16 protein-coding genes are annotated in these 22,294 nt (G+C 66.6%); 9 read left to right on the forward strand and 7 right to left on the reverse strand.

What is annotated here, in order from left to right; all coding sequences use genetic code 11:
* Window positions 1-186 precede the first annotated feature (186 nt).
* The gene (locus tag AC5JDC_RS14575) at window positions 187-1,251 is read left to right on the forward strand and encodes an SGNH/GDSL hydrolase family protein (protein WP_495842144.1); all 1,065 of its coding nucleotides are present in this window, start codon (window positions 187-189) and stop codon (window positions 1,249-1,251) included.
* Between the two features lie 110 nt (window positions 1,252-1,361).
* Window positions 1,362-3,635 (forward strand): penicillin-binding protein 1C, encoded by a 2,274-nt coding sequence (locus tag AC5JDC_RS14580; RefSeq protein ID WP_495842146.1) that lies wholly within the window; start codon window positions 1,362-1,364, stop codon window positions 3,633-3,635.
* A gap of 106 nt (window positions 3,636-3,741) precedes the next feature.
* Here AC5JDC_RS14580 and AC5JDC_RS14585 read toward each other — a convergent pair whose 3' ends face one another.
* Window positions 3,742-4,773, reverse strand: a complete 1,032-nt coding sequence (locus tag AC5JDC_RS14585) for a histone deacetylase family protein (RefSeq protein WP_495842148.1) — start codon at window positions 4,771-4,773, stop codon at window positions 3,742-3,744.
* Window positions 4,774-4,976: 203 nt separating this feature from the next.
* On the opposite strand from AC5JDC_RS14585, the gene AC5JDC_RS14590 reads away from it, so the two are divergent.
* The 6 genes from AC5JDC_RS14590 (at window position 4,977) to AC5JDC_RS14615 (ending at window position 11,887) form a co-directional block, all read left to right on the forward strand.
* Window positions 4,977-6,641 (forward strand): amidohydrolase, encoded by a 1,665-nt coding sequence (locus AC5JDC_RS14590; RefSeq protein WP_495842150.1) that lies wholly within the window; start codon window positions 4,977-4,979, stop codon window positions 6,639-6,641.
* Between the two features lie 138 nt (window positions 6,642-6,779).
* Window positions 6,780-7,874 carry an ABC transporter ATP-binding protein gene (locus AC5JDC_RS14595; RefSeq protein ID WP_495842152.1) on the forward strand — a complete coding sequence of 365 codons (1,095 nt, stop codon included), beginning with the start codon at window positions 6,780-6,782 and terminating at the stop codon, window positions 7,872-7,874.
* A 2-nt stretch (window positions 7,875-7,876) separates the two neighbouring features.
* Window positions 7,877-8,800, forward strand: a complete 924-nt coding sequence (locus AC5JDC_RS14600; protein ID WP_495842154.1) for an ABC transporter permease — start codon at window positions 7,877-7,879, stop codon at window positions 8,798-8,800.
* Window positions 8,793-9,596, forward strand: a complete 804-nt coding sequence (locus AC5JDC_RS14605; protein ID WP_495842156.1) for an ABC transporter permease — start codon at window positions 8,793-8,795, stop codon at window positions 9,594-9,596. The genes AC5JDC_RS14600 and AC5JDC_RS14605 overlap by 8 nt, the downstream gene beginning before the upstream one ends.
* 28 nt (window positions 9,597-9,624) lie before the next feature.
* On the forward strand, window positions 9,625-10,659 hold the full coding sequence (locus AC5JDC_RS14610; protein ID WP_106770856.1) for an ABC transporter substrate-binding protein: 1,035 nt from the start codon (window positions 9,625-9,627) through the stop codon (window positions 10,657-10,659).
* Between the two features lie 61 nt (window positions 10,660-10,720).
* On the forward strand, window positions 10,721-11,887 hold the full coding sequence (locus AC5JDC_RS14615) for a serine hydrolase domain-containing protein (protein WP_495842158.1): 1,167 nt from the start codon (window positions 10,721-10,723) through the stop codon (window positions 11,885-11,887).
* 138 nt (window positions 11,888-12,025) lie between these two features.
* Here the strand turns inward: AC5JDC_RS14615 and AC5JDC_RS14620 are convergent, their stop codons facing one another.
* Together AC5JDC_RS14620 and AC5JDC_RS14625 are read right to left on the reverse strand one after the other, a co-directional pair.
* Window positions 12,026-13,240 carry an MFS transporter gene (locus AC5JDC_RS14620; protein WP_495842160.1) on the reverse strand — a complete coding sequence of 405 codons (1,215 nt, stop codon included), beginning with the start codon at window positions 13,238-13,240 and terminating at the stop codon, window positions 12,026-12,028.
* Window positions 13,241-13,493: 253 nt separating this feature from the next.
* A complete protein-coding gene (locus AC5JDC_RS14625) occupies window positions 13,494-13,808 on the reverse strand; it encodes a hypothetical protein (protein ID WP_495842162.1) in 315 nt (104 codons plus the stop codon).
* Window positions 13,809-13,946: 138 nt separating this feature from the next.
* Here AC5JDC_RS14625 and AC5JDC_RS14630 point away from each other — a divergent pair, with 138 nt between their 5' ends.
* Complete coding sequence (locus AC5JDC_RS14630) at window positions 13,947-14,717, forward strand: pyrroline-5-carboxylate reductase (protein WP_495842163.1); 771 nt, start codon at window positions 13,947-13,949, stop codon at window positions 14,715-14,717.
* Window positions 14,718-14,786: 69 nt separating this feature from the next.
* Here the strand turns inward: AC5JDC_RS14630 and ilvD are convergent, their stop codons facing one another.
* The 4 genes from ilvD to AC5JDC_RS14650 all read right to left on the reverse strand — a co-directional run.
* Window positions 14,787-16,622, reverse strand: coding sequence for a dihydroxy-acid dehydratase (ilvD, locus tag AC5JDC_RS14635; protein WP_495842165.1), 1,836 nt, complete (start codon window positions 16,620-16,622; stop codon window positions 14,787-14,789).
* 801 nt (window positions 16,623-17,423) lie between these two features.
* Window positions 17,424-18,317 (reverse strand): transglutaminase family protein, encoded by an 894-nt coding sequence (locus tag AC5JDC_RS14640; protein WP_495842167.1) that lies wholly within the window; start codon window positions 18,315-18,317, stop codon window positions 17,424-17,426.
* Window positions 18,318-18,805: 488 nt separating this feature from the next.
* Window positions 18,806-21,205 (reverse strand): circularly permuted type 2 ATP-grasp protein, encoded by a 2,400-nt coding sequence (locus AC5JDC_RS14645; RefSeq protein ID WP_495842169.1) that lies wholly within the window; start codon window positions 21,203-21,205, stop codon window positions 18,806-18,808.
* 264 nt (window positions 21,206-21,469) lie between these two features.
* The coding region (locus AC5JDC_RS14650) for a transglutaminase family protein (protein ID WP_495842171.1) at window positions 21,470-22,294 on the reverse strand (825 nt) is incomplete at its 5' end.

The raw sequence follows: 22,294 nt of genomic DNA on the forward strand, positions 1-22,294 counted from the left end.
CGATAGTTGCCCACGCGCATCCTGAAGCCGTCCCGTCCTTGCAGGCGCTCTACGTCTCCTTCGCCGGACGTGCAGCGGCGCCGACCCGTCGATCTGCCCTTCCGCTGGGGCCATGCATCCTCTATCAATTCATCAGATCGTCTCATCAGGTCGTCGTGTGGTCGTGGAGCCAGAAAGGCAGGTTGGATGCAGCAACTCAACATCGCTATTCTTGGGGGGTCGAATTCCCTCATTCGCGGTGGATATACCGCACTTCTTCCGGAGGTACTCAAGCATAGCGGTGTTGATTGCCAGGTATTGAACTTGGCAGTCGGCGCAAACACCTGCTTGCGCGGCCTGAGCACCGCGCTTCAAAATGATCTGTCCGAATGCGACGTCATCGTCGTCGAATACTTCATCAACGACTACTCCTTTTATGCACATTGCGGGTCGGAAGCCTGGATGGCTGCCTATGAGGGCCTCATCCGGCACCTTTTGGCGAAGTACCCCAAGACCCTGATCGTCCCCCTCATCCTGGGCCGGCGCGACCCGGGATGCCAGAAAGTCCAGCAGGCAATGCGGGCAGACCTTCTGCGGCTGCTGGACAATTACGGCATCCGGGCAGCGGATTTCGACCAGTTGCTCCGCGGCCAGTTCGCGGATTGGAAGCAATTCAGGCTGCTGTACTCCGACGGCGGACATTTCCGTAAACCTTATCCGACCAATTACCTTGCCGCCTTTCTGTCGACTCACATCCTCGCAGCCTTGAGGGTTGCCAAGCGGGCGAGGGTCCGGAAGAAACTGCCGCCGCCCGTTTCCGCCTCGCCGTTGGAGCAGGCGCGCATGCTGAACCTGGCGCATCATCCGGAAAACACATTTCCCGTTCAGGAGTTCAAGAACTCGAAATTCACGGCAACCGCGGTTGCAGTTCCTGTCGGATCGCAGATCGAGATGACGATGACGGATCGTCCGCTGCTTCTCGAATTCGTGTCGGCACCCCAAAGCTGCGACCTCATCTTCGAGAAGGGCGGGATGATCCAGAGATTTCGAACACTGCACAAGCGCGTCGACTCGAGCGAGTTCGGCTTTCTGCTGCTGAGCGCGGTCTTGTTGCGCAATGACTGGCAGGCGCCGCCAGGCGACTGCAGGATCGTTATCAAAGCCGTGCCCTCTGATGATGATCGGACCGGCTTTGTGCCGCAGTACAATTTGATCCCCAATACACGGCAGAATGAGCAGTTTGTCTATCTTACCGGATTGACGACAGCTTGAGACTTGGTCCGGACAGTGCGAGGCCTTCCGAAATAACAGGTTAAGATGCAATTTCGTCGATGAACCGAACCGGAAGCGAGGGCGTTGCAAAGGGCGTGGGATGAACGGCCATGAGGTCGGTTCTTGGCAAATTTGACAAGGATAAGGGCGTTGCCATCGGCGCAACTGCCCTCGTCGCGCTCGCCCTCATCTCCACCGCAGGCTTCTACGCTCTCGACCTCGCCTTCCCGCCTCCCCTGCCCGAGACCCCTGCCGTCTCCCAGGAAGTTGTCGACCGGGACGGCGCCCTGCTGCGCGCCTACGCCACCCCCGACGGCTACTGGCGCCTCGGCGTTTCGCTCGACCGGGTCGACCCTGAATTCATAAAAATGCTGGTCGCCTATGAGGACAAGCGCTTCTGGGAGCACTCCGGCGTCGACCCGTTGGCGCTGCTGCGCGCTGCCGCCCAATTCGCCGCCAACGGCCGCATCGTCTCGGGCGGCTCGACGCTGTCCATGCAATTGGCGCGCCTGATCGAGCCGCGCGAAAGCCGCAGCATCGGCTCGAAACTCGTCCAGATCTTTCGCGCCTGGCAGATCGAGCGGCGGCTCGGCAAGCGCGATATTCTCGAGCGCTACCTGACGCTGGCGCCTTATGGCGGCAATCTGGAAGGGGTGCGCGCCGCCTCCCTCGCCTGGTTCGGCAAGGAGCCGAAACGGCTGACCGTCTCGGAGGCGGCGTTGCTGGTGGCGCTGCCGCAACTGCCGGAGCGGCGCCGCCCCGATCGCTTCCGCGACAACGCGGACGCGGCGCGCGACCGCGTGCTCACCCGCATGGTCGATGCAAGACTGCTTGGGGAACACGAGGCGGCACGCGCCGCCGACGACGAGGTCTCCGCCACCCGCTTCGCCCTGCCGTCGCTCGCCGCCCATCTGGCTGACGACGCGCTGCGCGCCGGTGCGATTGCATATGGAACTACCCCCACCCCTAACCCCTCCCCTCAAGGGGAAGGGGGACCGGACGCCGTTTCCGATGAGCGCCAAACGTTCACGATCTCACCCGACACAGCGGCCGCAAAGTCCCCCTCCCCCTTGAGGGGAGGGGTTAGGGGTGGGGGTACGGAGCCGGGCGAGACGCGGCACCAGCTCACCCTCAGCAAATCCGTGCAGTCCGGCCTGGAGGCCGTGGCGAGGGGCGCCGCGCGAAAGCTCGGCGAGCGCGTCTCGGTGGCCATGGTGCTGGCCGACGCCCGCACCGGCGACATCCTGGCTTCGGTCGGCTCGGCCGACTATTTCGACCCGCGCCGCTTCGGCTGGATCGACATGACGCGGGCCCGCCGCTCGCCCGGGTCGACGCTGAAACCGTTCATCTACGGGCTCGCCTTCGAGCAGGGTCTTGTCGCGCAGGAAACGCTGATCGAGGACCGGCCGGCCGATTTCGGCGGTTACCGCCCGAAAAACTTCGACCTCGCCTATCAGGGCGACGTGAGCGTGCGCCAGGCGCTGCAGCTGTCGCTCAACGTGCCAGCGGTGCGGCTGCTCGACGCCGTCGGCCCGGCGCGGCTGACGGCGCGTTTCCGCGGCGCCGGCGTGGTGCCGTCGCTGCCGCCCGGCGAGCGGCCGGGGTTGGCGATCGGACTGGGCGGCGTGGGGTTGAGCCTGCGCGACCTCGTCCAGCTATACGCCGGGCTCGCCAATGGCGGCCGGGCCAAGCGCCTGCGCGACGGCACGGAGAAAGACTTCGTGCCGCTCGCCGACGGCACGATCCTGGAAGCGCCGGCCGCCTGGCAGGTCACCGACATCCTGGCCGGCGTGCGCCCGCCGGAAGGCGCCAGCCCGCGCGGCATCGCCTACAAGACCGGCACCTCCTACGGCTACCGCGACGCCTGGTCGGTCGGCTACGATGGCCGCCACGTGCTGGGCGTATGGGTCGGCCGCGCCGATTCCGGCTCCGTGCCGGGGCTTGCCGGCTATGCCTCGGCGGCGCCGATCCTGTTCGAGGCGTTTGCGCGCTCAGGCCTCGCCGCCTTGTCCCGGCAACCGCCACCGGCCGGTACGTTGCGCGCCGCGCCGAAGGATCTGCCGGTAACGCTTCGGCGCTTCGGGTCCGCGCTGGACGCTTTTCCCACCGCCGGGGCAATCGTGCCGGAACCCGCACCCACCATCGTCTTTCCGCCCGAGGGCGCGCGGGTCGAGCTCGGCGCCGCGTCTCAGGCGTGGAGCCCACTCGTCCTGAAGCTGCAGGGCGGCCGCGCGCCGTTCCGCTGGCTGGCCAACGGCAAGCCGCTGGCCGAGCCGGTGCGCCGCCGCACCGCCACCTGGACGCCCGACGGCACCGGATATGCGACGCTGACCGTCATCGACGCCGCCGGCCGGGCCGCCAGCGTGAAGGTGTTCGTGGAGTAACGGCGTCGATCCCCGGGGCGGATGAGGGTGCACCACGCTATCCAACGTACGCGCCGCCCCTCATCTGCCTGCCGGGTCTACCCGCTACCGGGGAGAAGAGAGCTGATCATCCCTGCTCGAACCCGGTCAGCACGCCGACTGCGTTGATGCCGATCTCCTCGACCGCATAGCCGCCCTCCATGACGAACAGCGTCGGCAGGCCGAGTTTGGCGACGCGCCGGCCGATCTTCGGATAGTCCTCGCTCTTCAGCTTGAACTGGCTGATCGGATCCTTCTCGAAGGTGTCGACGCCGAGCGATACCACCACCACGTCGGGCCGGCAGGCTTCGAGCCTGGCGCAGGCGTCCTCCAGCGAGGCGCTCCAGCCGTCCCAGGCGGTGCCGAACGGCATCGGGTAGTTGACGTTGAAACCCTCTCCGTCTCCCGAACCCTTCTCGTCGGCATGGCCGAGGAAGAACGGGTATTCGGTCATCGGGTCGCCATGCAGGTTGAGCACCTGCACGTCGGCGCGCGCGTAGAAAATCTCCTGCGTGCCGTTGCCGTGATGGTAGTCGACGTCGAGGATCGACACCTTCGCCGCACCCCGATCGCGGAAGAATTGCGCGGCGACGGCGGCGTTGTTGATGAAGCAATAGCCGCCCATGAAGGCGGCGCCGGCATGATGGCCGGGCGGCCGGCAGAGCGCGAATGCGGCGCGCTCGCCGTCCTTGACCAGCCCGGCGGCGGTCAACGCCACGTCGAAGGACGACTTGATCGCCGTCCAGGTGCCCGCGACGAAACTCGCCCCGGCGTCGAAGGAATAGTAGCCGAGCAGCGCGTCGATGGTTTTCGGCCGCACGTCGGCGCGCAGTCCGCGCGTCGGCCAGGTGAAGCCGAAGGCCGAGCCTGAACGCCCGGCCTTCTCCCATTCCGGCCAGACGGTCGGCAGGAAATCGATATAGTCGGCCGCATGCACGCGCCTGGCGGCCGCGATGTCGTGCTCCGCCGGCGGCAGGATCGGCCCGAGCTTCTCCGTTTCGACGCGGGCGCGGATGTATTCGGCCCGCGACGGCTTTTCGAAGCCGGGCACCAGCCCGCCGGAGATCAGCTCCATCTGCCCGGCATGTCCCGCATGCAGCGGCGAAAAGATCGTCTTCATGAAACCCCTCTCGTTGACGTCGGCCGGACCCTAGCCGCAGCCGCCAGCTTTTCACAAGCGCTACCGCTTGCCGCAGGATGGACCACTCCAGCTCGTTCGTCCGCTCCATGTCCGGGCATCTGCGCCTCCAGCCCGGCGAACCATCGATCTGGCGTCGTCGGTCGCGCCGGTGCTAGAGCAGGATGTCCAACCGGAAATGCCCTATGACCGCACATGCCGAGCTGATCGTCGTCAACGGCCGCATCAGGACCATGGATCCCGAGCGGCCGGCAGCCGAGGCGCTTGCCGTTTCCGGCGGCAGGATCGTCGCGGTCGGGGACCGCGCGGCGATCGCCGACCTGCGCGGCCCGAACACCAAGGTGATCGACGCGGCGGGCAATTCGGTCGTTCCTGGCTTCGTCGAAGGGCATATGCACCTGTTCTCGGGTGCCGCCGAACTCGCCCATCTGCAACTCGCCGGCGTGCATGGCGAGGCGGCGCTTTCCGCCGCCATCCGCGGCTACGCCGCGGCGCGGCCGGACGCGCCGATGCTGCTCGGCCAGGGTGCCGACTACACCATCCTCGGCGGGCGCCCGCTTACGCGGCACGACCTCGACCGCATCCTGCCGGACCGGCCCTTCGCCATGGCGGCACCCGACCATCACACGGTGTGGGCGAACACCAGGGCGCTCGAGTTGGCCGGCATCCTGCATGGCCGGCAGGTCGGAGCCGGCAACGAGGTGGTGATGGCCGCCGACGGCCTGGCGACCGGCGAACTCCGGGAGAACGAAGCTTTCGCGCCGGTGCTGGCGCTGGCGGGCGAGGAGCGGGCGCGGCTCGGCCTGTCGACCGGCGGCGAGCCGGATCCCGTCCCCTCGCCGGCCGAGCGGGAGGCCGACCGCGCCATCCTGCGGCGCGGCCTCGACTGGTGCGCCCGCCACGGGATCACCTCGATCCACAACATGGACGGCAATCTCTACCAGTTCGAGCTGCTGTCGGAGATCGAGGCCGAGGGCGGACTGCTGTGCCGCGCCAGGATTCCCTTCCACTTCAAGAACTTCATGACGCTGGACATGCTGGAGAAGGCCTCGCTCATGGCCGAGCGCTACCGTTCGGACTGGCTGTCCTCGGGCATGGTGAAGGTCTTCTACGACGGCGTGCTGGAGTCTTGGACGGCGGTGATGGTCGAGCCTTATGCCGACCGGCCGGACTGGCGCGGCGAGCCGCTGTTCTCGCCGGAGGACTTCGCCGCGGTCGCCGTCGAGGCCGACCGCCGCGGCCTGCAGATCGCCGTGCACGCCATCGGCGACGGCGCCGTGCGCGCTGTGCTCGACGGCTATGAGCAGGCGCAACGCGTGAACGGCCGCCGCGACAGCCGCCACCGTGTCGAACATATCGAGGTGACCGCCGCCGCCGACATCCCGCGCTTCGCAAGGCTCGGCGTGATCGCCTCCATGCAGCCGACGCATCCGCCCGGCTCGGCCGGCCTGCCGCTGCAGCCGACCGTCTCGCGCATCGGCACGAGCCGCTGGCCCTTCGCCTATCCCGTCCGCACCTTGAAGGAGGCCGGTGCCCGAATCGTATTCGCCTCGGACTGGCCGGTCGCACCCATCGACCCGATCCTCGGCATCCAGGCGGCGATGCTGCGCAAGCCTTGGGCGGACGGCTGCCCCGACCAGAAGCTTTCGCTCGACGAGGCGCTGGCAGCCTATACGACCGGCGGCGCCTATGCCGAGTTCAACGAGCACCGGAAAGGTGTTCTAAAGCCGGGATTCTTTGCCGATTTCGTCGTGCTTTCCGGAGAACTCGATGCTGTTTCCGCCGAAAACCTGACGGAAATCCGGCCAACCCTGACGGTTTGCGGCGGCCGCATCACCTTCGAAGGTTGAGCATCGGCATCTCTTTTCCGTCCGGCAGGAACCGGATGTGAAATCCGGTTGCGCCTCTGTTGCCAAACGCCGGCGCTTGTGCTGACAATCCGCCCGGGGAACGAGAGGTCGACAGACCCGCAAAGCCATAGGGGTATCGTGTCAGATCGACCTGCCAGGAACGCGATCGAAGTTCGCAGCGTCAGCAAGATTTTCGGCAGCGGGGAGGCACGGTTCGCCGCGCTCGACCGGGTTTCCGTCGAAATCCGCGAAAACGAGTTCTTCACCCTGCTCGGCCCCTCGGGTTGCGGCAAGACCACGCTTCTCAGGCTGATCGCCGGCTTCGATTTTCCGAGCGAAGGCGAGATCTTCCTCCACGGCGAGGACATCGCGCCGCTGCCGCCGTTCAAGCGGCCGGTGAACACGGTGTTCCAGAGCTACGCGCTGTTCCCGCATATGACGGTGGCTGAGAATATCGGCTTCGGCCTGGAAATGCTCGGAAAACCAAGGGCCGAGATCGAGGCGCGCGTGGCGCAGATGCTGAAGCTGGTGCGCATGGAGCAGCTCGCCGGGCGCCGCACCAGCCAGATCTCCGGCGGCCAGCAGCAACGCGTGGCGCTAGCCCGGGCGCTGGCGCCGCAGCCGAAGGTGCTGCTGCTCGACGAACCGCTGTCGGCGCTCGACTTCAAGCTGCGCAAGGAGATGCAGATCGAACTCAAACGGCTGCAGCACGAGACCGGCATCACCTTCATCTTCGTCACCCACGACCAGGAGGAGGCGCTGACCATGTCCGACGGCATCGCGGTGATGTCGGCCGGAAAAATCCTGCAGGTCGGCACGCCCTGGGACATCTACGACAAGCCCGCCGAGCGCTTCGTCGCCGACTTCATCGGCGAGACCAACTTCCTCACCGGCACGGTCGACGGCATCGCCAACGGGGTCGGCCGCGCGCGCCTGGGATCCGGCATCGAGATTCCGGCGACCATCGCCGAAGGTTTTGCACCCAACGGCGCGGCGACGATCATCGTGAGGCCCGAGCATGCCCGCGCGGTCAAGTCGGGCGGGCATCTCGCCGGCACGGTCGAAACCATCGTCTACTTCGGGACCGACACGCATATCCACGTCCGGCTGGACCAAGGGGACGTCTTCACGGTCCGCCAGCAGAACTCCCGCAGCCAGTCCTGCGGTTTCGAGATCGGCGACCGTGCCGGCATCGAGATCGCCGCCGACGGCGCCCAGGTTCTGAGGGACTGACGGTGACCACCGCCGCGGAGACCGCGAAGCACGCCGAGCAGGAGCAGGTTCGCAGGCGCTGGCTGCTGTCGACGCCCGCGCTCATCATCATCTTCGTCGCCGCCATCGGCCCGCTGTTCGTCATGCTGGCCTATTCGTTCATGGCGAAGGGCGACTACGGCGACGTGAAGTTCGGCACCTTCTCGCTCGACGGCTGGACCTCGGTGCTGTTCCAGCGCGACATCTTCGACGACACGCTCGGCCTCGCCGACGCGCATCTGAGCATCCTCTGGCGATCGCTCCGCCTGTCGTTCTACACGACCGTGCTGACGCTCGTGTTCGGCTTCCCCACCGCCTACTTCATCTCGACCCGGCCGCCGCACACGCGCGAGATCTGGGTGTTCCTCGTCACCATTCCCTTCTGGACCAACCTCTTGATCCGCACCTTCGCCATGCAGCAGGTGATCCGCAACGAAGGGTTGGTGAACACCGCGCTCATCTGGCTCGGCATCATCGAGCGGCCGCTGCAGATCATGCACACCGACGTGGCGATCCTGCTCGGCATGGTCTACGTCTACCTGCCGCTGATGGTGCTGCCGCTCTATGCCAGCATGGAGAAGCTCGATTTCCGCCTGGTCGAGGCCGGATACGATCTTTATGCGAGCCGGCTGCAGGTGCTGTGGCGCATCATCATCCCGCTGGTGAAGCCGGGCATCATCGCCGGCTCCATCCTGGTCTTCATCCCTTCGCTCGGCGCCTATGTCATCCCGCGGATTCTGGGCGGCGGCAAGAACATGATGCTGGGCAATCTGATCGAGCTGCAGTTCGGCTCCGGCCGCAACTGGCCGCTGGGCGCGGCGATCTCGATCACGCTGATGGCCATGGTCATGGTGGCGCTGCTGGTCTATGTGCGCAACGCAACGCGCTCGGGGGCCGGTCATGGCTAGGCGACCCTTCGACATCCGCGCCCAGCCGGGCTTCGGTTTCATCGCGCTGATCACCTTCTTCGCGCTCTACCTGCCGATCGCCGCGCTGGTGGCCTATTCGTTCAATGCGGCGGAATCGCTCTCGCATTGGGAAGGGCTTTCGCTGCGCTGGTTCGTCTCGGCTTGGCAGAACACCGCCGTGCAGGACGCCGCGATCCGCTCCCTCGTGCTGGCGGTGTGGGCCGCCGCGCTGGCGACGATCGCCGCCACCATGGCAGCGCTGGCGACGACCCGCACCGCCCCCTATCGAGGCCTGACCTTCAAATACGCCTTCATCAACCAGCCGCTAATGGTGCCGGAGATCGTCACCGCCGTCGCGCTGCTGATCGTCTTCTCCCGCATCAAGGTGTGGACCGGCTATTCCGGCATGGGTTACCTGATCCTCGCCCATACAGCCTTCTGCATCCCGTTCGCCTACCTGCCGATCCGGGCAAGGCTCGAAAGCATGGACCTGACGCTGGAGCGCGCCGCCGCCGACCTCTATGCCACGCCGTGGAAGGCGTTCCGCCATGTGACGCTGCCGCTGCTGCGGCCCGCCATCATCGCCGGCTTCATGCTGGCCTTCGTGATTTCGCTGGACGACGTGGTCATCACCGAGTTCGTCAAGTCCGGCGGGCAGGACACGCTGCCCACCTACATGCTCGGCCAGCTCAGGCGCGAGACGTCACCCGAGATCAATGCCATCGCCACGGTGTTCCTGGCCCTGTCGGTCCTGTTGGTCACCGTGTTCTTCTTCGTCAACCGGCGAAAGCCATGACCAACCACAAGACCAACGGAGAACAGCCATGAGGTGGAAGACGACGGCCGCAGCGGCGGCGATTGCGGTGCTGGCCCTGGCGGGAAGCGCCGCGGCGGAGGGCGAGCTCAACATCTTCAACTGGGGCGACTACACCAACCCCGAGCTGATCAAGAAGTTCGAGACCCAGCACAACGTCAAGGTGACGGTCACCGACTACGATTCCAACGACACCGCGCTCGCCAAGGTGCGGGCCGGCGGCCACGGCTTCGACATCGTCGTCCCCTCGGCCAACTACGTGCCCATCTGGGTGAAGGAGGGGCTGCTGCTCGAGGCCCGTCCCGACCAGATGGAGAACTTCAAGAACGTCGATCAGCGCTGGGTCGACGTCCCCTGGGATCCGGGCCGCCGCTATACCGTGCCGTGGCAGTGGGGCGTGAGCGGCATCGGCGTCAACACCAAGGTCTATGGCGGCGACATCAACACCTCGGCGATCTGGCTCGACCCGCCGGCGGAGCTGGTCGGCAAGATCAACGTCGAGCCCGAAATGACCGACGTGCTGTTCGCCACCATCAAATATTTCGGCGGCGACTGGTGCACCAAGGACCTCGAAGTGCTGAAGAAGGTGCGCGACAAGCTGGTCGAGGCCAAGCCGAAATGGCTGGCGATGGACTACAGCGTCACCGAGAAGCTGCCGGCCGGCGACTACTCGGCAGTGTACTACTGGAACGGCGCGATCATGCGCTCGCGCCTGAAGAACCCCGACATCAAGTTTGGCTATCCGAAGGAAGGCTATCCGGTGTTCATGGACAGCGTCGCCATCCTCGCGGACGCCAAGAACGTCGACAACGCCAAGCTGTTCATGAACTTCATCATGGACCCGGAGAACGCCGCGCTGATCTCGGCCTTCGCCAAATACGCCAACGGCATCAAGGGCTCCGAGCAGTTCATGCCGGAAGACATGCGCACGGCGCCGGAACTGGTAGTGCCGGCCGAGTTCGAGAAGGCGGGCGAGTTCCTCACCACCTGCGAACCGGACGTGCAGGAACTTTACACGCGCATCTGGACGGAAATCCAGAAATAGCAGACGCGGGCGGCGGGACGCTTCCGCCCCGCCGCCCCCAACACATGCGATGACACCCGGCATGACGACTGCCTTCGAACAGCGCTACGGCTTCCCCCGCCGCGACGTGCGGCTGGAGAACTGGCGCACCCGCCCCTATTGCACATGGTCGTTCCAGAACGTCTCGGAACTGGTGCCGTCGGCACAGGTGTCGAGCGCGGCGGAGGCCGAACCGGGCGAAGACCCTTCCGATATCCTGGCGTTGACGCTCGACCTTCCGGCCGGCCGCGAAACCGTGTCGGCGTTCCTCGAACGGTCCTTCACCGATTCGCTGGTGGTGATGAAGCGCGGCCGCTTCATCGCCGACCATCACGCGCCGACCTGCGAACCCGCCTCGCCGCACCTGGTCTTCTCGATTGGCAAGTCGCTCACCGCGCTGCTCGCCGGCACGCTGGAGGACGAGGGAAAGCTCGATCCCTCGGCGCCGGTCACCCGCTACGTCCCGGACGCCGCCGGCTCCGCCTATGGCGACGCCAGCGTGCGCGATGTGATGGACATGCGTGTCAGCCTGGATTTCGACGAAGCCTATACCGATCCCGAAAGCATCTTCGCGCGCTACCGCCGCTCCATGCTGTGGAATCCGGGACCGCGCGGCCAGACCTTGCGCGAATTCGTGCTGTCCCTGCGCAAGGGCCCGGGGCCGCATGGCGGGCCCTTCCGCTACCAGTCGCCCAACTCCGACATGCTCGGCCTGATCGTCGAAGCCGCCTCCGGCGAGCGCTACGCCGATCTGCTCAAAACCCGCATCTGGGAGAAGGTCGGCTGCAAGGGCCATTGCATGGTGTCGATCGACGCCGAAGGCAATGCGCGGGGCGCCGGCGGCGTATCGATCACCGCGCGCGACCTTGCCCGTATCGGCGAGATGCTGCGCAACGGCGGCATGGCCGACGGCCGCGTCGTGCTCTCCGAGCGCTGGGTTCGCGATACCACGACCGGCGGCGACCGCCAGGCCTGGAAGGACGGCGACTTCGCAAAACTGCTGGAGAACGGCAGCTACCGCAGCAAGTGGTACCAGTCCGGCTACGCCAGCGGCGCTTTCATGGCCATCGGCATCCACGGCCAGTGGCTGTACATTGATCCCTCTGCCGAAGTGGTGATCGTCAAGCAGTCGAGCCAGCACCTGCCGGTGGACGATCCGCTCGACCATGAGACGCTGCGGTTGTTGAGGACGATCGCGGAAAGGGTTTGAGGGCTGCTGAAGACCCTTGCTGCCAACACGGCACGACCGCCGAAGCCCCCTCTCGCCCTTCGGGCTCGCCATCTCTCCCCCACTTCGTGAGGGCGAGGGAACCCCAAGCTGGAGAAGCGCCGGCCGCCTCAGCCCGAGCTACCCCGCCGCCCGCAACTGTTTTGCCGACGGCAGGAAGATGGTGAGCAGGCCGAGCAGCGGCAGGAAAGAGCAGATCCAGTAGACATATTCGATGCCTTTCGCATCGGCGACGACGCCGAGCACCGCGGCCGCGATGCCGCCCATGCCGAAGGCGAAGCCGAAGAAGATGCCGGCGATCATGCCGACCCGGCCGGGCACCAGCTCCTGCGCGAACACCACAATGGCCGGGAAGGCCGAGGCGAGCACCAGGCCGATGACGCCCGACAGCACCACGGTCCAGAACAGGTCCATATAAGGCAGGGCCAGCGTGAACGGCAGGATGCCGAGGATCGAGAACCAGATCACGAATTTGGCGCCGAAGCGGTCGCCGATCGGCCCGCCGAGCACGGTGCCCAGCGCGGCGGCGCCGAGGAAGACGAACAGCAGGTATTGCGAGGCCTGCACCGACACGTCGAAGCGCTCGATGACGTAGAAGGTGTAGTAGCTGGAAATGCTCGCCATGTAGATGTTCTTGCTGAAGGTGAGCATGGTGAGCACGACCAGCGCCAGCACCACCTTGCGGCGCGGCAGCGTCAGCGACACCGGCGCGACCGGGCGCTTGGCGGCGTCGCGGCGATAGGCGGCGTACCAGTTGCCGACCTGCCACAAAATGACCATGCCGAGCAGCGCCGCGACCGAGAACCAGCCGACGCTGCCCTGCCCCATCGGCACGACGATGAAGGCGGCGAGCAATGGGCCGAGCGCCTGGCCGAAATTGCCGCCGACCTGGAACAGCGACTGCGCCAGGCCGAAGCGGCCGCCCGACGCGAGGCGCGCCACGCGCGAGGATTCGGGATGGAAGATGGACGAGCCGACGCCGATGCAGCAGGCGCCGATCACCAGCATCCAGTAGTCGTGGGCCACCGCCAGCAGCATCAGGCCGACCATCGAGCAGCCCATGCCGACGGTCAGCGAATAGGGCAACGGCCGCCGGTCGGTATAGATGCCGACCACCGGCTGCAGCAGCGACGCAGTCACCTGGAAGGCGAGCGTGAGCAGGCCGATCTGCCAGAAGTCGAGGCCGAAATCGCTCTTCAGCATCGGATAGATCGCCGCCAGCAGCGACTGCATGACGTCGTTGAGCAGGTGGCAGAAGCTGACCGCGAGGATGATCGCGTAGACCGTGTTGTTTTGGGCCGAAGTTCGCCCCGCTGTCGCCGCAGCGTCCGTCATGTCTTGGTCCTAGCCGGAATTTCAATTCCGATTCGGCCGGCCGCGCTGGCCGCGGTCGACTTGGTCTTGGGAGTAATCGTCCCTCTACTGCCAATCCGCAAGGCTTGATTGTGTCAGTTGCGGCTGCCGCTTGGGGCAGCCGCAGCGCCGCCCTGACATCCATCCACGCGCCGGCGCAGTGCCATGGGGAAGATTATCCCGGTCCTGGCCGCGGCATCGGAATGAGATGCCGATCTGCTCGGTGCTCGAAAAATCAAATCCCCGAGCCGAACAGTTCCTCGGCGTCCTCGCCCTCCCAGGGCGCCGGCATGCCGGGCGCACTCGCTTCGCCGGTATTGGCCTTGGGCAGCGGCATCCAGCATTTCAGCTCGGGATCGGCATAGCCGACGATGTTGCCGGGGTGCGATTCGGCGGCGCGCCAGCCCTCGATGCCGAACTGGTCGGCCCGCGCCCAGTAGGCGACGTCGACCTCGGCCGGTCCTTGCTCCGACGAGCGCACCGTGACCAGGATCCGCGTGCCGTCCTTCGGCGCGCCGTTCATGTGCCGCCAGCCGGTGGGTTCGCTCATGCCTGCCTCCTGCAACCTCGCGGGGCAGCATAGGCGGGGAAGGCGGTGGCAGGCAACCGCGCCCGGTGTCGCAAAAGCTTGCCGCCGGGCCGGCCGGGGTTATTGTCCGTCGAGGATTCGAAAATTCTGGGAGACGCCATGAAACTCGGCTTCATCGGCACGGGCGCGCTGACAGCCGCGATCGTTACCGGGCTGAAATCGCAGGCGGACGAGCCCGCGGCGATCATCCTGTCGCCTCGCAATGCGGACATCGCCGCCGGCCTGGTGTCGCGCTTTCCGGACGTGCGTGTCGCCGCCGGCAACCAGGCCGTGCTCGATCGGTGCGACACCGTTTTCCTCGCGGTACGGCCGCAGGTCGCGCACGCCGTGCTCGCCGACTTGCGGTTCCGGCGCGACCACCACGTCGTCAGCCTGATCGCCACCCTGTCCGGCAAGGAGGTCGCCGCGCTCGCCGCTCCGGCGGAGCGGGTGATCAAGGCGCTGCCCATGCCCATGGTCGCGTCGCGGCAGGGACCGACCATGATCTGCCCGCCCGATCCTCGTATGGCGGCCCTGTTCGGCCGGCTCGGCAAGGTGATCGAGGTTAAGGATCCCGCCGAGTTCGACGCTCTCAGCGTCGCCACGGCGACCTTCGCCAGCTATTTCAAATATCTCGACACGCTTCATACCTGGCTGAAAGACCACGGCGTCGCCGATGCGACCGCGCGCGACTACGTCACCGCCCTGTTCAAGGCGCTGGCGAGCGCCCCCGACACCGCGCCGGACATGGACTTCACGCACCTGGCGCAGGACTATGCGACGCGCGGCGGCATCAACGAGCAGGTGTTGCGCGAACTCACTGCGAAGGGGTTGTTCGACGCCTTCGCCGAAAGCCTCGACGGCGTGCACCGGCGTATTCTGGGAGGGTGAGCCGACATGGGCGGCGACGTTGCGTCCGTCGCGAACGTTCGCCCATGTCGCTCCGTCCAGTACCCGCCCCTACTCCGGCAGCTTGCGCACCGCGCCCTTGTCGGCGCTGGTGGCGAAGGCGGCGTAGGCCTTGAGCGCCGTGGTGACGTTGCGCTTGCGCTGTTCCGCCGGCTTCCAGCCTTTTGCGTCCTGTTCGGCGCGGCGGGCGGCGAGCTTCGCCTCATCGACCAGCAGGTCGATGGTGCGGCCGGGGATGTCGATGGCGATGGTGTCGCCGTCGCGCACCAGGCCGATGGCGCCGCCGGTCGCCGCTTCCGGCGAGGCGTGGCCGATCGACAGGCCCGACGTGCCGCCGGAGAAGCGGCCGTCGGTCAAGAGCGCGCAGGCTTTTCCTAGCCCTTTCGACTTCAGGTAGCTGGTCGGGTAGAGCATTTCCTGCATGCCGGGGCCGCCCTTCGGGCCTTCGTAGCGGATGACGACGACATCGCCCGCCTTCACCTCGTTGCCCAGAATGCCCTTGACCGCCGCGTCCTGGCTCTCGAACACCTTTGCCGGGCCGGTGAACTTCAGGATCGACTCGTCGACGCCCGCGGTCTTCACCACGCAGCCGTCGAGCGCGATGTTGCCCTTGAGCACGGCGAGCCCGCCGTCCCTGGAGAACGGATGTTTTGCCGAGCGGATGACGCCGGTCTCGCGGTCGGTGTCGAGATCGTCCCAGCGCCGGTCCTGGCTGAAGGCGACCTGCGTCGGCACGCCGCCGGGGGCGGCCATGAAGAAGTCGCGCACCTTGGCGCTGCCGGTGCGGGTGATGTCCCAGTGCTCGATGGCCTGGCCGAGGGTCGCGGTGTGCACGGTTGGCTGGTCGCGGTTGAGCAGGCCGGCGCGGTCGAGCTCGCCGAGGATGGAGAAGATGCCGCCGGCGCGGTGGACGTCCTCCATGTGAACGTCGCTCTTGGCGGGCGCCACCTTGCACAGCACCGGCACCTTTCGCGACAGCGCGTCGATGTCGTCCATGCCGAAATCGATGCCGCCCTCATGCGCGGCGGCGAGGATGTGCAGTACCGTGTTGGTCGAGCCGCCCATGGCGATGTCGAGCGCCATCGCGTTCTCGAAGGATTTCTTGGAAGCGATGTTGCGCGGCAGCACGCTCTCGTCGTCCTGCTCGTAATAGCGCTGGGCGAGATCGACGACGAGGTGGCCGGCCTCGACGAACAGCCGCTTGCGGTCGGCATGGGTGGCGAGCGTCGAGCCGTTGCCCGGCAGCGACAGGCCGAGCGCTTCCGTCAGGCAGTTCATCGAGTTGGCGGTGAACATGCCGGAGCAGGAGCCGCAGGTCGGGCAGGCCGAGCGCTCGATCACCTTGACGTCCTCGTCCGACACCTTGTCGTCGGCGGCCGCGACCATGGCGTCGACCAGGTCGAGCGCGTGCTTCTTGCCGTGCAGCACAACCTTGCCGGCCTCCATCGGGCCACCCGAGACGAAGACGGCCGGAATATTGAGGCGCATCGCCGCCATCAGCATGCCGGGCGTGATCTTGTCGCAGTTGGAGATGCAGACCATGGCGTCGGCGCAATGCGCGTTGACCATGTATTCGACGCTGTCGGCGATCAGCTCGCGGCTGGGCAGCGAATAGAGCATGCCGTCATGGCCCATGGCGATGCCGTCGTCGACGGCAATCGTGTTGAATTCCTTGGCGACGCCGCCGGCAGCCTCGATCTCGCGGGCGACCAGCTGGCCGAGGTCCTTGAGATGCACATGGCCCGGCACGAACTGGGTGAAGGAGTTCACCACCGCGATGATGGGCTTGCCGAAATCGCTGTCCTTCATGCCGGTGGCGCGCCACAGGCCGCGGGCGCCGGCCATGTTGCGGCCGTGGGTGGTGGTGCGGGAGCGATAGGCTGGCATCGATATCCTCGAATTGATGCGGGCTCGCAGCCTGCGCTGCGGCAACAGGCTTGTTTAGACCGTTTTCACCGGATCGGCAACGAAAAATGCGTACCGTAACGTACGGTACTCAGGACACTCGCCGGTCGAGGCCAGCCTTCCGCAGGCACCCTCGACCGACCGACTGCTCCGCCTCCTGCCCGCCCGTCATCTGCAGCAAGCCGACGATCGGTACCCATCGTTGTGGAATCGACTCAACAAGATCCGTTGTCCTTTATCCATTGAATCTCAGCAGGGGTGCGGTGGCTGAAGTTTGGCGGATCCTCCTCCCAGTAGTAATTATCCGGCTCGCGCAACCAGTGTTGTATCGCTGACAAATCGGTCGGATACTGCTTGAAGTATAACCCCTTCACCTCGCGAATGTACGATGCGGCTTTGGCTCGGGATTCGAATTTTTCTTCTCGTAAATTGTAAGTATTGTAAGTACCGACTATGCAAATCATCGAATGTCTCCGTGAGTTGACCCCGGAGGCGCAGTCGACATCAATTGGATTCTGGACGTAGCTGTGGTGCCAACTGCGCCCCATCTTCGATTTCCCATATGGCGGGTCGTCTAGGGGAGCCGGCACCAACCGGCCAGTTGCTCTAAGCTTTTGCGGCTGTCAGCGTTTCGCGGATTCAACCGTCTTGCAGCAGCAAACAGTGCCCACCCTAAAACGGTAAGCAGCGCCAGCCACCGCGCACTACACAGTGCGCACATGAATAACTTAGAGATTCGCATAAAGGCGGTAAAGAGCTTGGCCTTCACCTATATGTTATCTGTCAGATAGTGTCATCCTTCGCAACGACGGGAATGACGTCGACCTTCTGTTCCGCCTCCTGCCCGCCCGTCGTCTTCAGCACGCCGACGATGGGTGCCACGTCGGAATAGTCGCGGCCGTAGCCGACAGTGATGTGATCGTTGGAGGCGAGCATGTCGTTGGTCGGGTCGAACTCGATCCAGCCGCTCTCGCGGCCGCACCACACCTTTACCCAGGCATGCATGGCGTCGGCGCCTTCGAGCCGCTCCTTGCCGGGCGGCGGGATGGTGCGCAAGAAACCGCTGACATAGCCGGCGGGGATGCCGAGCCCGCGCAGGCCGGCGATCATGACGTGGGAAAAATCCTGGCAGACGCCGCGGCGCAGGTCGAAGGCGTCGCGCGCCCGCGTCGTCACCGTGGTCGCGGTGCCGTCATAGGCGAAGTCGCGGTGGATGCGCCGGCAGAAATCGCCGGCGATCGCCCGCACCGAGCCGTGGCCAAGGCTTTCCCTGGCATAGGCGGTTATATCGGGATCAATGCCGGCATGGTCGCTGGCGGGGAGGAAATGATGCGGCGCCTCCGGCCCGAGCGACAGCACCGAGGCGACCTGCCCGGCAAGCTGCGGCAGGCCGGGCGAGACGTCGAAGCCGGGCTCCTGCCTTTTCACCGCGACACGCGCCGTCATCCTGACCTCAAGCGTCTCATGCGCCTCGCGATAAGCGATCGCGGTGGCGCGCGTGCCGAAGAAGTCGGTAAAGTCGGAGCGCTCCCTCGGTTGCGGCGTGAAGGAGAGCGCAGCGGCGATCACCCGCTGCACGCCGGGTATGGTCGGGGGAAGCACGCGCAACTGGTGCCGGCCGCCGCCGGCCCAGGCGTCGTAGACATAAGAGAGGGTGAGACGGATGTCGTAGTGCATCAGAGGGCTCTGATGGGCAAGGAGAGCACGCGATGCAGACGCCCCTTCGCACCCCCCTCTGTCCTGAGCTTGTCGAATGGGCCGGACATCTCCCCCGCAAGGACAGGGCAATCGCATATGGAGCTACCCCCACCCCTCCCCCCTCCCCTCAAGGGGGAGGGGGATCTTGCCGCTGTTGTGCCAGACATGAATCGGTGACGATTTCGCTCGGCATGGCGGCCGCAAAGTCCCCCTCCCCCTTGCGGGGAGGGGTTAGGGGTGGGGGTAACCCGCCGGCCGACCCTTCCAGAACTTCCATAGGCGATCGCCCTGCCCGCAAGGGGGGAGATTACATCGGCCGCCCGGCTTTCGCTAACCACCGGCGGAAAGGCCGTATGGACGAAACCGCCAATCTCCCCCCCTTGCGGGGAAGATGTCCGGCCCATTCGACAAGCTCAGGACAGAGGGGGGTGCGAAGGGGCGCGTCTCGTCCAATTCCAAGGCCACCATCACCCGAAATACGCCTTCGCCAGCGTCTCGTAGAGCCCGCCGACGTCCCAGGCGATCTGGTCGAGCGCGTCGGGATCGAGATCGCCCGGGTCGCGCGTGGCGAGGCCGGTGTGCAGCCGCCACACCTCCTTGGCCGGCGCCGACAGGCCGTGGCGGTCGGCGTCCGGCAGGTGGTCGATCTCGTATTTGAGACGTTCGAGCTGGAACAATACCGAGCGCGGGTTGAGCGGGTCGAGCGCCAGAAGGTCGACGACGGTGCTGCGGCCCGCGCGCACCGTATACTGGCGGCGGTGGGTCATGACGCTGTCGCCCACCTCCAGCATCATGTCGAGCGCGCCGTCCGGCGCGTCTTCGCGCGTCACCCGGCCGAGCATGCGGGAAATCTGGATCGCCCGCTCCAGCCGCCGGCCGATCTCCAGAAAACGCCAGCCGGTGAAGCGATACATGTTCTCGTTGAGCAGGCCGGAAAAGCCGGCGATCTTGCGCAACAGCACGGTCATGGCACGCGTCGCGTCGTCGCCCGGCTCGACCGTGCCGGCAAAGCGGTGCAGCGTCGCCGACAGGTCGCGCAGCGCCAGCCAGCCGTCGGGCGAAAAACGGTCGCGGATCTGGCCGGCGCTGTAGACGGCACTGTCGATGTTGGAAAGCAGGCCGAGCGGCACGGCCGCCCCCATGTCGATGCCGATCGGCTCCATATGCGCGCGCATGTCGGCCAGCAACGGCATCTCGGGATCGCCGGTTTCGGCGAGGCGGACGTGATAGGCGCGCAGCACCCTGACCGTGTCCTCGGCCCGCTCGACGTAACGGCCGAGCCACGTCAGGTTTTCGGCCGCGCGGCTGGGCAGGCTGCCGGGCGTGCGGCGGGCAAAGCCGTCGCCGGCCTCGGGCAGCAGCGTCTCCCGTTCCACAGCCCGGCCGGACACCACCCAGACGTCGGCGGCATGGCCGCCACGCTGCATGGCGATCGCCGCCGTGTCCTCCGTCTCGCCGACGCGGGCGAAACCGCCCGGCATGACGATCCAGCCCTGCGGCGTGCGCGCCAGATGCACACGCAAGGCCGCCGGCCGCGGCTCCAGCGCGCCATCCCGATAGACCGGCGTGGTCGACAGCGTGACCGCCTCCTGACCGACGAAGCTCTGGCCGTCCGCCTGCAGTTGCCGGGTCAGTGCCTCGCGCCCGGCCGCATCGAGCGACGCGCCGAGGCGGGTCGCGCCGTCGTCCTCGAAGGCAAGCCGCGTCGACAGCGCCGGCCCGACCATCATGCGGTCGAGATTGGCCACAACGTGGTCGCGCTCGGCCGGCTGGCCGCACCACCAGGTGGCGATGGACGGCAGCGCCAGTTCCTCGCCGCGCAGCTTTCGGCAGATGCGCGGCAGGAAAGCGAGCAGCGCCCGTGTCTCCAGTATTCCGGACCCCAGCGCATTCACCACCGCGACCGAGCCCTGGCGCACGGCTTGCACAAGGCCAGGCGTGCCGATTCGCGAGGCTGCATTGAGCTCCAGCGGGTCGGCGAAGGCGGCGTCAAGCCGCCGCCACAGAACGCTGACCGGCTTCGGCCCGGAGACGGTGCGCACCATCAGCCGGCCTTCCGACACGGTAAGGTCCTCGCCTTCGAGCAGCATGATGCCGAGGTAGCGGGCGATATAGGCGTGCTCGTAATAGGTCTCGTTGAGCGGGCCGGGGGTCAGGATGGCGACGCGGCCTTCCGGATCGCCGGCCGCCTCGACCAGCGCGTCGCGAAAACGGCGGAAAAACCCGGCGAGCCGCTCGACATGCATCTCGGCGTAGAGGTCGGCGAGCGCGCGGGTGGTGGCGACGCGGTTCTCCAGCGCGAAGCCGGCGCCGGACGGCGCCTGGGTGCGGTCGCCCAGCACCCACCAGCCGCCGTCCGGCCCGCGGCCGAGCTCGAAGGCGCAGAAATGCAGGAAGTGCCCGCCGGCGGGCCTCATCCCGGCGAGCGGGCGCAGATATTCGGGGCTGGCCGCGATCAGGCCGGGCGGCAGCAGCCCGTCGGCGACCAGCCGGTTGTCGCCAAAAATGTCGGCGAGGATCGCCTCGAACAGCTCGGCCCGCTGGATCAGTCCGGCGCTGATCGCCGCCCATTCCTCCTCGCCGATCAGCAGCGGGAGGTGCGACAGCGGCCATTCGCGCTCGTTGGCGTCGACCCTGTCGTAGACGCGGTAATAGACGCCGGCGTCGCGCAGATACTGGTCGGCGCGGGCGAAGCGCTTCGTCAGCTCGTCCGGGCCGAGGTTTTCGAGGACGGCGATGAAATTTTTCCAGACCGGCCTCGGATTGCCGGCAGCATCGACCATCTCGTCGGGAATGCCGGGCAAGGGGCGGTAGCCGTCGAGGAGGGGGTGGGACGCATTGTGCGGGGACGCCGCGGAGCTTTTCACCGCACGCCCCCGGAACAAGCGCCGCGCTCCTTCGCACCCCCCTCTGGCCTGCCGGCCATCTCCCCCGCAAGGGGGGAGATGGGCAGCTTCGCTCTCAGCATATCTCCAGCAGCGCCGGCGACTGGCGAAACCAACCCGGCGGGCTGATCTCCCACCTTGCGGGGGAGATGGCCGGCCCATTCGACAAGCTCAGGACAGAGGGGGGTGCGAAGGGGCATAAGCCCTCTCTTCGACGGACACCCGACCCTATTCCTCCCCATCACCTCACACCCCCGCCGGGCGCCGCAGATCGAGCGTCATCGGGAAGTCGGCGGCGGGGTGCTCGTCGGAAAACTCGAACGGCCCCGGCGTGTGGCCGAAGCTCTCGAAGCGGGCGAGGCGGCGCGCTTCCGCCTCGTTGGCGTTGACCGGGAAGGTTTCGTAGTTGCGGCCGCCGGGATGCGCGACATGGTAGACGCAGCCGCCGACGGCGCGGCCGGACCAGCGGTCGTAGATATCGAAGGTGAGCGGCGTGTCGACCGGCAGCGCCGGGTGCATGCCGGACGCCGGCTGCCACGCCTTGAAACGCACGCCGGCCACCGCGACCTCTCGGTCGTCGGTCGGCCTCATCGGCACGAGGCGTTTGTTGCACAGCACTGCGTGGCGCTCCGGGTTCAGGCCTTCGGTGCGCAGCTGCAGCCGCTCGACGGAGGAATCGACGAAGCGCACCGTGCCGCCGATCGCCCCCTGCTCGCCCATCACATGCCACGGCTCCAGCGCCTGCCTGAGTTCCAGTTTCACGCCGGCATGGGCGACCTCGCCGCAGAAGGGGAAGCGGAACTCGAACTGGGCGGAAAACCATTCGGGGCGGAAGGTAAAACCGTTCTGCTTCAGGTCTTCCAGCACGTCCAAAAAATCCTGCCAGACATAATGCGGCAGCATGAAGCGGTCGTGCAGCGCCGTGCCCCAGCGGGTGAAGCGGCCAGACAGCGGCGCCGTCCACAGCCGCGCGATGATGGCGCGCACCAGAAGCTGCTGGGCGAGGCTCATGCGCGCATTGGGCGGCATCTCGAAGCCGCGGAACTCGACGAGGCCGAGCCGGCCGGTCGG

This window comes from Kumtagia sp., from assembly GCF_059502445.1.